This is a genomic window from Tolypothrix campylonemoides VB511288_2 (assembly GCF_045999855.1).
Classification (GTDB): domain Bacteria; phylum Cyanobacteriota; class Cyanobacteriia; order Cyanobacteriales; family Nostocaceae; genus Scytonema; species Scytonema bouteillei_A.
This window is the reverse complement of sequence record NZ_JBFPMW010000014.1, coordinates 24,864-37,026: the sequence shown is the minus strand read 5'-3', so window position 1 is coordinate 37,026 and position 12,163 is coordinate 24,864. Positions and strand designations below refer to the sequence as shown.

The 12,163-nt window shown below is 39.4% G+C and carries 13 protein-coding genes; 7 read left to right on the top strand and 6 right to left on the bottom strand.

The annotated features are described in order from the left end of the window. The first annotated feature begins 1 nt into the window (after position 1). The 4 genes from AB0756_RS31800 (at position 2) to AB0756_RS31785 (ending at position 2,126) form a co-directional block, all read left to right on the top strand. On the top strand, positions 2 to 130 hold the full coding sequence (locus tag AB0756_RS31800) for a hypothetical protein (RefSeq protein ID WP_272899745.1): 129 nt from the start codon (positions 2 to 4) through the stop codon (positions 128 to 130). Between the two features lie 261 nt (positions 131 to 391). Beyond that, a complete protein-coding gene (locus AB0756_RS31795; RefSeq protein WP_082051713.1) occupies positions 392 to 553 on the top strand; it encodes a pentapeptide repeat-containing protein in 162 nt (53 codons plus the stop codon). A 758-nt stretch (positions 554 to 1,311) separates the two neighbouring features. Further along, positions 1,312 to 1,791, top strand: coding sequence for a DUF4383 domain-containing protein (locus AB0756_RS31790; protein WP_038082900.1), 480 nt, complete (start codon positions 1,312 to 1,314; stop codon positions 1,789 to 1,791). 74 nt (positions 1,792 to 1,865) lie between these two features. Continuing rightward, positions 1,866 to 2,126: a hypothetical protein gene (locus AB0756_RS31785; protein ID WP_237265888.1), complete on the top strand. Its 261-nt coding sequence runs from the start codon at positions 1,866 to 1,868 to the stop codon at positions 2,124 to 2,126. A gap of 439 nt (positions 2,127 to 2,565) precedes the next feature. Here AB0756_RS31785 and AB0756_RS31780 read toward each other — a convergent pair whose 3' ends face one another. The 3 genes from AB0756_RS31780 to AB0756_RS31770 are packed head-to-tail and all read right to left on the bottom strand — an operon-like array spanning position 2,566 to position 3,819. Further along, complete coding sequence (locus tag AB0756_RS31780; RefSeq protein ID WP_050045845.1) at positions 2,566 to 2,874, bottom strand: pentapeptide repeat-containing protein; 309 nt, start codon at positions 2,872 to 2,874, stop codon at positions 2,566 to 2,568. A gap of 24 nt (positions 2,875 to 2,898) precedes the next feature. Continuing rightward, positions 2,899 to 3,291, bottom strand: coding sequence for a hypothetical protein (locus AB0756_RS31775; RefSeq protein WP_038082899.1), 393 nt, complete (start codon positions 3,289 to 3,291; stop codon positions 2,899 to 2,901). Between the two features lie 57 nt (positions 3,292 to 3,348). Next, positions 3,349 to 3,819 (bottom strand): hypothetical protein, encoded by a 471-nt coding sequence (locus tag AB0756_RS31770; protein WP_038082897.1) that lies wholly within the window; start codon positions 3,817 to 3,819, stop codon positions 3,349 to 3,351. A 720-nt stretch (positions 3,820 to 4,539) separates the two neighbouring features. On the opposite strand from AB0756_RS31770, the gene AB0756_RS31765 reads away from it, so the two are divergent. Next, positions 4,540 to 6,588 (top strand): alkaline phosphatase D family protein, encoded by a 2,049-nt coding sequence (locus tag AB0756_RS31765; RefSeq protein WP_038082895.1) that lies wholly within the window; start codon positions 4,540 to 4,542, stop codon positions 6,586 to 6,588. 688 nt (positions 6,589 to 7,276) lie between these two features. Here AB0756_RS31765 and psaB read toward each other — a convergent pair. After that, positions 7,277 to 9,493 (bottom strand): photosystem I core protein PsaB, encoded by a 2,217-nt coding sequence (psaB, locus tag AB0756_RS31760; protein WP_038082893.1) that lies wholly within the window; start codon positions 9,491 to 9,493, stop codon positions 7,277 to 7,279. On the opposite strand from psaB, the gene AB0756_RS31755 reads away from it, so the two are divergent. Beyond that, positions 9,492 to 9,683, top strand: a complete 192-nt coding sequence (locus AB0756_RS31755) for a hypothetical protein (RefSeq protein WP_167844696.1) — start codon at positions 9,492 to 9,494, stop codon at positions 9,681 to 9,683. The genes psaB and AB0756_RS31755 overlap by 2 nt on opposite strands. A gap of 301 nt (positions 9,684 to 9,984) precedes the next feature. Here AB0756_RS31755 and AB0756_RS31750 read toward each other — a convergent pair whose 3' ends face one another. Continuing rightward, complete coding sequence (locus AB0756_RS31750; RefSeq protein ID WP_038082891.1) at positions 9,985 to 10,404, bottom strand: response regulator; 420 nt, start codon at positions 10,402 to 10,404, stop codon at positions 9,985 to 9,987. 305 nt (positions 10,405 to 10,709) lie between these two features. Here AB0756_RS31750 and AB0756_RS31745 point away from each other — a divergent pair, with 305 nt between their 5' ends. After that, the gene (locus AB0756_RS31745) at positions 10,710 to 11,621 is read left to right on the top strand and encodes a pentapeptide repeat-containing protein (protein WP_050045842.1); all 912 of its coding nucleotides are present in this window, start codon (positions 10,710 to 10,712) and stop codon (positions 11,619 to 11,621) included. A 158-nt stretch (positions 11,622 to 11,779) separates the two neighbouring features. Here the strand turns inward: AB0756_RS31745 and AB0756_RS31740 are convergent. Continuing rightward, positions 11,780 to 12,163 (bottom strand): WGxxGxxG-CTERM domain-containing protein (locus tag AB0756_RS31740; protein WP_408104034.1); only part of this gene is annotated, 384 nt, incomplete at its 5' end.

Genomic DNA, 12,163 nt, shown 5'->3' with positions numbered 1-12,163 from the left:
TATGCGGAAGAAAAACACCATCCAAAGCCTAGAACTGCAGCAAATAATTACCCGGTCTAAAGCTTTGTTCAACAAACCTAAGTTGTTGGAGCCACAGCAACCGATTATCAGACTGAATACCGTTGGCTAAGCGAATACTTCAGTACCGTGTCCAGATAATTGCCAAATAATTCAAGAGGTTTTCCATGTCAGTTTATGTCAGCAATGCGGTGTTCACACTCTTGTTGGAGTTTGAATCCACATATTCTTGAGCATACCTGCCATCTGCCTCCATCTCTTGCTACCTTCTTCAAAAGTATACGCCTGCATAAAACATCAGCAAGCTGATGTGACAGACCATTACTAAACTTATTGACAAAATCTTTTAACGAAATTTAAGGAAACAAAAGATATGGATACTCAGGAACTTTTGAGACGATACGCATTAGGAGAACGGGACTTTAGCAACGTAAACATGGTTCATGTGTGCTTGACTAATGCAAATTTGGTTGGGGCACACCTGATAGGAGCACACTTGATTCACGCAGACTTAAGAGGAGTGGAGCAAAGTTAACAAGGTGAGCTAGGTTAACCTACCCTTTGGACGATTATCATTATATGTATCTCACAGATATTAAGCGATCGCTCAATTACCAACGACTTTTGACCACACCCCTAGATTGCAACATTAGAGGGAGAAAAAGGTCAGAGGACATCTATAATTTCAATAAAATTAACTGGCTATAACAATCCTATTTGAGATCCGAACAAGGGGGATAAGGGAGACAAGGAAGAGGTGTTTGTAACTCAGTTAGGACTGCTATACAGTAATGCAAAATAATATGAGAATAACTTGTTATCAAAGTAGTATAACTAGCAATTAATCGTTATTTAAAAAACTTCCAATTCAATTCTGCAAGCTATATTTTCCTATGATTTAATGATGGTACAAAATTTTAGTTATAAAAAATATAGCATGACCCAGCAATTGAAGTACACCTCAATCTTTGTATCTCAGGGTTAGCAGTCTTAAATATGTACTGCATGAATTCCAAAAAACGCTGTATTTGGTGGTATAACTAACCTAATTATTTACTATCAATAAATGATTTGTACCCTATCAATAGAAGTATGTTGAGACATGAGATAGGTAAATAAGTATTGTATTCACAATTACATTTTACCTTCACAGTAACACCTTCATTTAGATATAGCAACTGGTAATTTATCACTCTCGTTAGTTAGAGGTAAAAAGAATTCTAATTTTTTTAGCATGATGTGCGAAGTCAGAGAACTAATATTGGTTTTCTACAAAACTTGGAGTCATAAAACATGGAAAACGTTACGGCAGGAAAGTTGACAGAGCGTTATTGCGCTCTGGCAGTTGGAATTCTGTTTTTGGTTTTAGGTATAGCTGGGTTTATACCTGGTTTGGTTTCAATACCTGAAACAGATGTATCTTACGTTCCACTTGGTGCAACTGAAAGCCCTTATGCTAAGGGATTTGGCTATATATTTGGCTTGTTCCCTACTAATTTCTTGCATAACCTTGTACGCTGTTCTGTTGGATTGTTAGGAATTGCTTCCTATTTCAGCGCCAGCAGCGCACGTTTATTCAATGTTAGTTTTGCAGTTGCTTATACCGCAATCGCCATTATGGGATTGTTACCCTTCGCTAAAACAACGTTCGGTTTGATGCCACTGTTTGGTAATAATGTTTGGTTCAATGCCTTAGCCGCACTAGCCACTTTCTACTATGGCTTTATTATTCCAGCTAAGGTAAAGGGTATAAGTGTATCGCAAAATGGTTAATCCATAATGCGTAAAGACTCGTTATAACGAGTCTTTACAGATTCTGTGTAATCTCTGTAAAGAAAAGTAAGTTTATGACACCAAAAGACTCGTTACATCCTATCGAAGAGCAGTTTACAGCAACTTCAGACTCTTCTAGCATTAGCATGACCGACTTGGATATGTCTGAAGATGTACCAGACCTAACTCAAGCACCAGAACCAGGGGTACACGTTACTTTAGGCGATTCCACAACTAATCCTCTCAGCCCTTTTCCGCTATCGGATGACGAAACAACTGAAGAACTACAAACAGCCGAGGATACCGAACAAGCTCAAGATCCAAAATTGAGCTAAATTTTGTAACAAGCTTGTTAAAATTAAAAACCCGTCTACAGCGCTCGACTCATCAATTGCAAGATCAAATTGATAAAAAAATTCCCCCTAATTTAAGGGGGAATTGTAAATTTAGTGAGGTACATCTGTAAAAAGTAAAGGACTAATAGAAAGTTCAGATAGTTAATTTTTACGCTAAGTGTTTGGGTTAGGATAAATTTTCAACTACCTTTGTATAGGTATGAGGATAACGAGCTATGATAAGCCTGTAGTTTTGCTTGACTGCGATTTATTCATATATTGCTGCTGTTTGAAGCCACTTATAAAACGAATCTCTTGAAATTGCACGCCTCAGTTCATCATCTTCATCCGATGAGTAACCGCTAGGTAGGATCGTTTCACTGATAATGGCATTACTTAGGTCAATGTTTGATGGTATGACCTGCGCCAAAGCTGCCCATTACAAATTTGTGCCATCAAGTTTTGCTCCAGTTAAGTTTGCTTTGAACAAGCAAGCAGCTCCTAAATCAGCATCTGTAAGATCCACTTCACTAAGGTCTGCATGACAGAGGTCTGCACCGTGCAGGTTTGTTTTCCTCAAATTTGCCCTACTTAAATTTGTTCCTGCTAAAAAGGCTCTGCTTAAATTAGTGTGCGATAAATCTATCTGAGAAAGATCTGCATGGCTTAGGCTAGCTTCGGATAAATCCAAGCCGCTAAAATTTCTTTTACCTACTGCATATTGTTTGGAAAATTCATCTATGTTCATATTCGTTTTATTGGAAGTGATTGTTTAGTCTCGAAGATTGGTCTCAGGATCGATTGGAAGACCGATTTGGTCAGTATCGGGTAGTCTTCCTGGAACGTTAGTATCGGGAAGATCGGGATTATTTTGAAGATGAACTGAGCCTTTTTCTGACTGCTCGAGATCGCCTGAATAAGGTCCTGCAACAGTTGAAACGTCGGCGGTTTTGGCATTACCTGTTCTAGTTGCAGATGAGAAATTTGTTGCAATTGGATCGGCGAGCACTTCTCCTTGTGGGTTTGTGCTGACTCCTGCTGCTATATTTGCATCTAACAGAGCACTTCCACCTGCATTTGGAGGTGCTTGCTGTTGCGCCTGCTGAGATGAAGCAATATTTTGGTCTGGCTCAGTTGCTTGGTTGGGCATTGATGCGTCGCTCATTTTTCATTTCTCCTTGACTGTGCAAAACAATTACCTTTAAAAAGATATAAAACTTTTTCACTGATTTAGAGATGAAGTTGAAGAATTTGATTGAATTCCCTGTTGTGTGTCTCTTACCTCCCACTGACACCGTCTTTCATTAGGTTGGTTGTAATTAACAGCCATTGTGAAGGTGCGGGATTGGACGCTGTTGTTGCGGAAATTTACAAAAGCTTTAGTATAATTTCCTCCTGCAAGCGCAGTCCATTCCAAGGTATTACGGGCATAATCGCGATCGGGAGTGAAGCGCACTTTATATCTGACCCATTCTGGGGAATCATCAGGGCGGACAAACAACAAATCTTCAACAATGTCTGACACCCGTTCTAAGTAGTCGGCAGATATAAAGCTACAATTGTTAGGAGTATCGCCCTTAACTAATGCCAAGTACGCAGTTTCTCTAGAAGAATCTACTCGTTGGGCTTGCACTTTCCCATTGGGAAACACCATTAAAACCATAGGTAATATCAGGAAAATAGCTTTTTTCATAGTTCAAAATTTTTCATAAATGTGAATAAGTCACTCACAAAGCTTGGTTTCACCCAACTTTATGTTATTCACTTACAGGCGACGCAATCCTAGAATAGAAGTTATGCTCGTGGTTTAAGTTTTTGTAGATGCGCGTTCTGCCGAAGGTAACAGCGAAGCGATCGCCTCAACGTCTTGTCGAGTCATAACTCATCTATAGCAATCCTATTTGAGATCTAAACAAGGAAGACAAGGAAGAAGTGTTTGTAAATCATTTATGACTGCTATATTTATATTCAAAAATATCTTGAATATCTTAACCTCTGCCATATAGCTAATTCTAATTCTCCTTAAGGAAGAACAAAATTTAATTTGAGAAGTGACGAAGAATACAAAAAAATGAATACAGAAAATTCTAATGCATTTGCCTTAAGTGTTTGCAAAAGTATATTAAGTGCAAGTTTACAATCGTATATATCAATATAATCGTCGTTTCAGACTTGTAGGGGTGCAAGGCTTTGAGCCCCTACGGTAGTTGATATTAGTTCTCATTTGTTAAAAATCAAGCGTTGAAGCGCTAAAAATGTTTAGCCATATCCGACGGGTTCTGTCAATGCGTAAGTCCGAGGTATAACAAATTGATACAAAAAACCTTAAATTTTTATATAAAAGTTCAATTTTTGCGTATTTCTAGCTATATTCTTGATTTGAAAATTAAGCTTTTGTAAAAAGGAAAAAAATATGGTCGCCACAGTACAACCTTTGCACGTTGGAGCAATTATTGGAATGAAAGAAAATAATAATAAAATTAAGGCTTTTGTGTTTGGCAAAGGCGAGCAAGGAAAGGACGGAAACACAAATATTTACGGGGTTATACGTATAAAAGTTAAGGTACAGAACTCTACTTACCAATATCACGTAAAAAAAATGGAGGAATCTTTAGATTGGTCATGTGGTATAGAAATTATTGATTTAGAACCAGATACAAAATATACTTATCAATTTGGATGGGTTGGGGTTGCACCGAATTCTGAAGACGATACTTTTCTGAAGACTACTGGTGTCGTAACATCTAATAATAATAATGTCGTGGCTTGGAATTCTTTTGAGTGGCATCTGCTAGATGAGTTTGAAATAAAAACTTTGTCTTTAAATTCCAACTCTGGATGTTCAATCGGTTTAGGTTCGTGTCGTTGGATGCTACAAAATCCTGTAGTTAGTATATCCAATAAGATTCTCCCCAAGGGACTTACTATAGATGAGGGGCATATTATTTGGTATAAAACAGAAGCAGATGCAATATACAAACAGATCTTTAATCAGCACAAAGAAAATCCGTTAACTCAAGTAATTCTTTGTGGAGACCAAATTTATGCAGATTATCTATCAACATGGATTTTTCCTACTGTTGAAAAAGATGATTATTACAGGTTATATAGACTTGCTTTCTCTCAAGAGAATATTAAAAACTTGATGGCTCGAATACCAACTTTCATGATTATGGACGACCATGAGTTTAAAAATGAGTTTCCCGATAAAGATGTTTCTCCTGAAACCCAAGGCCAAAGGACTCATAAAATTAATGCAATAAAAGCTTATCAAATCTATCAAGATATGCATAATCCTACTAATAAAAATCAAACCCATCCAACTGGCGATAATGATATAAGTAATACATTCTGGTATTCCTATCAAGATGGATGTGCTGATTTTTTTGTCATGGATCTTCGTACAGAATGCAACCCAATTGAGGATAAAATTATATCTCAACAACAAGAAGATGCATTGATGCAATGGTTAAGCGAGCGTAAAGATCGAGTAAAATGTATAGTTTCTTCGACTCCTTTATTCCCTGAAAACAAACGAGAACTATACAGATATGGACACAAATACTACAATGACAGAAATAAAATTCTTAATAAAATTGCTCAAGAAAAACTAACAAAAGTCATTTTTCTTTCTGGAGATTTTCATTGTTCCATGACTTCTATTTTAGAAGGCAAAGAGATTAATGGAACAAAGGTTATTCAGGTTATTTCATCTCCATTATACGAGCCTCATTTCTTCCATACGGATTCTACATCACCACTTGATTGGATTATTGATGGCGCTATAAAAAACGCTGTTAGTGCCATTGTAGAAAGCGTAGGTGGTAGAAAACCAAGCAATTTTGGTTATGATGAAAAAATACCGCATTCTGAGAATTTGTTAGGTTCTTATAAAGAACAAGTCGTTACACCCAGTCAGGTCATTACTGAAAATAATTTTACGAGGGTAAATATTTCCACTGATAAAGTTGAAGTTTTGGTATTTAACGAAAATGGACAACAAATAGATAGAAACTTGTTTTCTTTTGAAAATCAACCTAAAAAATTTACTCTGAAATCTTTGAAATGTGAGGAAGTTACTGCTACGATTACTAATACAACTGGAATTAGTCTTTTTGATAAGGCTCTATCACAGACAGTAGATGCTGCAGTTGGTTTAGTTAAAGCGACTGATGACTGTCTTTTAGAAGTTTATGTAGATAATCAAATAAATCTCTTCAAGAAATTTACCAAAAGTATGAAAAAAAATGACAATTGGATATTTGAAAACACAGAATTTTCCTACAACTATAGAATTACAATTAAACTCTTTGAAGAAGACTATACTAATAAAAGATTACTTGGTGTACTAGATATATTACAAGACTCAGACGAAACAAAAACAAAGCATACATTTTATCCTAAACAAGGAGAAGTTGATAAATTTAGATACACTTTGAGTTACTCAATTTCAAATCAGTAGGTGCAGGTATATGAAGTCCGCGCAGGCGGACTTACAGCGGATTTCAACTTGGTAAGGTACAAAAATTACCCCCCTCTGTCTCCCCCCTGGTAAGGTTACGATGGTGTACAGATTTCTAGAAAAGAGATGAAAAGAAGTTCCCCCCTTTTTTAAGGGGGGTTAGGGGGGATCGAAACCGCAATGAATGCACTATGTAAAACTTCGTACACCACTGTAGCTTGGTAAGGGGGGATGAAAGGGTGTACCTCATTCAGATGCAAAGCGCTGTAAATTGTATAGCCCCAGAATTCTATTCTGAGGGCAATGTGCATTCATTGGGATGTTCCTTTGAAATGAGATAAAGTTGCTCTGTATATAGCACTACTTAAGAATCTTTATTTCTTTTGACTGTGGGTCTATTAACGACTTAAAGCCAGAATAAAAATATGTACGTTTACTACTTTTAAAAAGCAGCTGATTCATCAAAAGCCTCTATAGCACCGGAGGCTTTTTTTGTTTTGCTTTGTAGTTATAGATTTCTTTGCTAGATGAAATAGTACGCAGTAATAGCCGCTCGATTTGAATAAGCTTGTAGAATTGACAACTCTAATAGAAAAAATGCTTTTAGCATACAAAAATCCCTTTCTAGCGTAACAGCATAGAAAGGGAGGCTTGCTAAAGATCAGAGAATTTTAAATTTTTAAAAATTTCAACCGAATTTCCCTGCGGTTGAGGCAATGAGGAAGGCGGCGTAGGTCAGGATGTAGCCAACTGTGAAGTGAACTAGACCTGTCAACCAACCTTGAACGATAGACAAAGCAACAGGCTTATCTTTCCAGCGAACTAAATTCGCTAAAGGAGTCCGCTCGTGTGCCCAAACTAGAGTTTCGATTAACTCTTGCCAGTACCCACGCCAGCTAATCAGGAACATGAAGCCAGTCGCCCAAACTAGGTGTCCGAAGAGGAACATCCAAGCCCAGACAGAGAGGTTGTTCATGCCATAAGGATTGTATCCGTTGATCAACTGAGCGGAGTTTGCCCAGAGGTAATCGCGCAGCCAGCCCATGAGGTATGTAGAAGACTCGTTGAACTGAGCTACGTTGCCTTGCCAAATACCGAGATGCTTCCAATGCCAGTAGAAGGTAGTCCATCCTAACAAGTTAAGCATCCAGAATATAGCAAGAAAGAAAGTTTGTTCCCAAGAAGAAGTTTGGCAAGTACCACCACGACCTGGACCATCACAGGGGAAGGTAAAACCAAAATCTTTTTTGTCGGGCATTAACTTGGTACCACGGGCATCTAAGGCACCCTTCACACAAATTAGAACAGTTGTGTGCAGACCTAGTGCGATCGCGTGGTGAACTAAGAAATCTCCAGGACCAATGGTTAGGAACAAAGAGTTAGTGCCATTGTTGATAGCATCTAACCAACCCGGTAAATAAGGAGCACCAGCCAATGAAGCAGCGCTATCTGAGTTAGACAGCAGAGTATTTAATCCATAAAGGACTTTACCGTGAGAAGCTTGGATGAATTGAGCAAAAACTGGTTCAATGAGAATTTGCTTTTCAGGAGTTCCAAAAGCCACCACTACATCATTATGGACGTACAAACCTAGAGTGTGAAAACCCAAGAACAGGGATACCCAACTTAGGTGAGAAATAATCGCTTCTTTGTGCTTGATGACCCGATCGAGTACGTTGCCCTTGTTTTGTTCTGGGTCGTAGTCGCGCACCCAGAAAATTCCAGCGTGGGCAAAAGCACCAACCATCAAGAAACCAGCAATATATTGGTGGTGAGTGTACAAAGCCGCTTGCGTTGTGTAGTCCTTTGCTATAAAGGCATAGGGCGGCATGGAGTACATATGCTGAGCCACCAAGGAAAGAGCAGTACCTAACGCCGCCAAGTGTATGGACAACTGGAAGTGTAGGGAGTTGTTGTAGGTGTCGTATAGACCTTGGTGAGGTAGGTTAAACTGTCCTTCCGTGCGGATGCCAAAGAAGTTTCTGGCGTTGAGCATCTCTTTGATGCTGTGACCTATCCCGAAGTTAGTCCGGTATTGGTGACCGGCAATGATGAAAATGACAGCGATCGCCAAGTGGTGATGCGCCATATCCGTCAGCCACAGGGATTCAGTCTGTGGATGAAAACCACCCAAAAACGTCAGAATTGCACTTCCCGCACCTTGTGCTGTCCCAAATATATGGTTGGGCGAATCTGGATTAAGAGCATAAGCGCCCCAGTCACCTCTCCAGAAAGGAGCCAAACCTGCTGGGTGAGGTGGAGTCGTGAGGAAGTTATCCCACCCGACATGTTGTCCGCGAGATTCAGGTATAGCGACGTGAATCAAGTGACCGGCCCAAGCTAAAGAACTCACACCAAACAAACCTGCTAGGTGGTGGTTCAGACGGGGTTCTGCACTCTTGAACCAAGACAAGCTAGGACGATACTTGGGTTGCAAGTGCAACCAACCAGCGAACAAGAAAAGTGCCGCTAACAGTAAGAGGAACACAGAGCCTTGGTACAGGTCATTGTTCGTCCGCATACCGATGGTGTACCACCAGTGATACACACCTGAGTACGCAATGTTAACGGGATTGCTAGCACCACCTTGGGTAAAAGCTTCTATTGCTGGTTTCCCAAAGTGAGGGTCCCAAATCGCGTGAGCGATAGGACGAATATGAAGAGGATCTTTAATCCACTGTTCAAAGTTACCTTGCCAAGCTACGTGGAACAGCAGACTTGATGCCCACAGGAAAATGATCGCCACATGACCGAAGTGAGTTGCAAAAATCCTTTGGTAAAGATTTTCTTCTGTCATACCGTCATGGCTTTCAAAATCATTTCCCATAGCCATCGCATACCAGATCCGACGCGTCGTCGGGTCTTGTGCGAGATCCTGGTTAAATTTAGGATACTTTACTGCCATGAATTTTACTCAAGTCCTGCCTAAACAAAGACACCGAGTTGCTAGTTCGGTAGAACTAGCAGACTTGCATTTGAAGAAACACTCTTTCAGGATGAAACGAAAACCCATCTATACAGAAAAAGTAGAAAAAACTGACAAGGTAGGAGCCTCAAAAAGGTTTAGCTTCCTGATTTTCATCTCCAAGCAGTAGGATGGAATTCATTTCCTGAGAAGTAATAAATTAATTTAACTGCTACCACTTCTATTCCATTTCCTACCTAAGAAGTAGATTAGTATTACATCTGTTTGTGATCCTGAATACGAATTTCCAAGCTAATAGTACAAACTATAAATATTTACAGAAAAGTCCTTAAACCCTCGTTTTCATACACCAGAAAGCGAGGGCTCTTACCAATATTAAGAAATATACAAAATACTAATAAACTGTTAAATATGATATTGTTGTGTTTGACAAAGCTTCATTCCATTTTTAGTTGAACAAAAATCTGCACTCATTCTCTTCCAACAAGCTCGGCAATAGCAGCCGCTAGCTCTTCGGGGTCAATAGGTTTTTCTACGTACATATCAAACCCAGACTCGAAAGCTATTGCGCGTCCATCTTCCGCCATCCAGGCTGTTATGGCAATAGCAGGAATCTGGCTAACTCGTTTATCTTCATGCATTCTGATACAGCGAATCAGCGAACAACCATTCTCTCTGGGCATTGCAATATCACTAATTAAAACATCTACCTGCCATTGTCCTAGCACTTCTAAAGCATCACGAGCCGATGTCACTGTCCTAACCCGTGCTGAAAACTCATTTAGAATCAACCCGATTAATGTACGGGTATCACTGTCATCATCTACCACAAGTACTTGCAAACCACTCAGAGATAGAAATTTATTTGGATAAGCGAAATCGGTGAACATAATAGACTGAACAGCTAAAAAATCAATAATTAAGTATGGCTAAATTTTCTTTCACGTTCAATATTGAAAGCTGTTTTGATTGAAAACTAGAAAATCAATTCATTATAACACTGATGAGCGACGACTCAATAATTAAAGCTTAAAATTTTCTAAATAATTTAGTAGGTATGTCTGTGTCTCACAAAAACCTCATATGGTCAATGCTCGATCTATATGTATTCAAAAATTAAATAGGAATTGTTATATAATCTTATAAATAATTAACTACGTGCAATTTACCAGTATTTTAAATCTATGATGACGAGATGGCAAACCAGCAGCATCTTGCACTGTTAAAGCAAGGAGTATACGTTTGGAATTATCACAAGAAAGAAAGTTGTCAAGTACAAATAGACCTCAGTGATGCAGAGCTAGCGGGAGAAAATCTCAGTGGAGCTTATTTCCAAGGGACTAATCTATCTCGAGCAAATCTCAATCGAGCGAATCTCAGTCAAGCAAATCTCAATCAAGCCAATTTGACGCGAGCAACCCTTGAGGCAGCATCTTTAAGTCGAGCGTGCTTGAGCCAAGCTGTTCTTTCAGAAGCAGTTCTCTTCCAAACCGATTTCAGCCAAGCAAATTTAATCGGTGCTTACCTTGATGCAGCCGACCTTCAAAAAGCCAGACTGACTCACGCGAACTTAACAGCTGCTTCCTTGCAGGCAGCAATTTTCTGGAAATCAAATCTTATACGAGCAATTTTGAGAAGGGCAAACCTAACTCAAGCTATATTTCAGGAAACAACCCTTTGGCAGGCTGACCTTCAGGAAGCAGATTTATTAAACGTCTACTTCAATCAAACTAACCTCAATCAAGCCAAGCTTCAAAGAGCTAACCTGATGAAATCTCTCGTTAAAAGAACTAGCTTCTGGAAAACCAACCTTGAGGGTGCTTCTTGGAAAAACGCACATTTTAAAACAATTATCTTTGACAAAACTAATCTTATGGGAGTTTGCTTTCAAAACGCACACTTACGGGGAGTTATTTTTAAAGAAGTTAATTTGACAAAAGCAGATTTCACAGGAGCTTCTCTTGAAGGAGCGATATTTATTAAAGCTAACCTCACAAAGACCAATCTAACAGATGCTTCTTTTAAACGTACAATCTTTAAAGAAGTTCATTTTGAAACAACTCAAGGATTTGACTGTAGCCGCCAAAGAGGAGTTTTAATTTATTGAAAACGGGTTCTTGTAGAGCAATGTCTGCCAACATTGAAAGTTCTAGTATCAATTTTAACCCACTCTAACTTTGCCTTTGAAAAGAGCAGGGAACTGAAAATTAGATTTCCCCTCAATCCATCGGGAGGATTAAGGGGGGGTAGAGATCTTCTTCTTACCTAGGATCTGGTGGAACCAGAACGAGTTACCTCATTAGGGTCGCGATATGCGTGAGGTTGAGACCGCTTGGGAATAAGACCTGTAAGACCAATAAGACCAAGCAAGCCGAGCCAACCCCAATCGAAACCGCGATCGCCTCTCACTTCACTAGTTCCTTGAGTTGTGTTTGTAGTTGTTGTATCTGTATTTGTAGTGGTAGTTCCTGTAGTGGTATCTGTACCGTTGGTGCCAGTTCCCGTTGTACCACTGGTGCCAGTGCCCGTTGTCCCGCCAGTACCTGTTGTTGTATCAATGCCAGTACTGCCTGTACCATTGGTACCAGTGCCTGTTGTCCCGCCAGTACCCGTTGTATCGGTGGTACCGCCAGTACCCAAACCGCTACC

Excerpts from the sequence above, each read along its gene's own strand:
- AB0756_RS31765 (WP_038082895.1), top strand. The coding sequence starts at position 4,540 with ATGGTCGCCACAGTACAACCTTTGCACGTTGGAGCAATTATTGGAATG.
- AB0756_RS31750 (WP_038082891.1), bottom strand. The coding sequence starts at position 10,404 with ATGTTCACCGATTTCGCTTATCCAAATAAATTTCTATCTCTGAGTGGT.
- AB0756_RS31780 (WP_050045845.1), bottom strand. The coding sequence starts at position 2,874 with ATGAACATAGATGAATTTTCCAAACAATATGCAGTAGGTAAAAGAAAT.
- AB0756_RS31755 (WP_167844696.1), top strand. The coding sequence starts at position 9,492 with ATGAATTTTACTCAAGTCCTGCCTAAACAAAGACACCGAGTTGCTAGT.
- AB0756_RS31790 (WP_038082900.1), top strand. The coding sequence starts at position 1,312 with ATGGAAAACGTTACGGCAGGAAAGTTGACAGAGCGTTATTGCGCTCTG.
- AB0756_RS31775 (WP_038082899.1), bottom strand. The coding sequence starts at position 3,291 with ATGAGCGACGCATCAATGCCCAACCAAGCAACTGAGCCAGACCAAAAT.
- AB0756_RS31785 (WP_237265888.1), top strand. The coding sequence starts at position 1,866 with ATGACACCAAAAGACTCGTTACATCCTATCGAAGAGCAGTTTACAGCA.
- AB0756_RS31800 (WP_272899745.1), top strand. The coding sequence starts at position 2 with ATGCGGAAGAAAAACACCATCCAAAGCCTAGAACTGCAGCAAATAATT.
- AB0756_RS31795 (WP_082051713.1), top strand. The coding sequence starts at position 392 with ATGGATACTCAGGAACTTTTGAGACGATACGCATTAGGAGAACGGGAC.
- AB0756_RS31770 (WP_038082897.1), bottom strand. The coding sequence starts at position 3,819 with ATGAAAAAAGCTATTTTCCTGATATTACCTATGGTTTTAATGGTGTTT.
- psaB (WP_038082893.1), bottom strand. The coding sequence starts at position 9,493 with ATGGCAGTAAAGTATCCTAAATTTAACCAGGATCTCGCACAAGACCCG.
- AB0756_RS31745 (WP_050045842.1), top strand. The coding sequence starts at position 10,710 with ATGGCAAACCAGCAGCATCTTGCACTGTTAAAGCAAGGAGTATACGTT.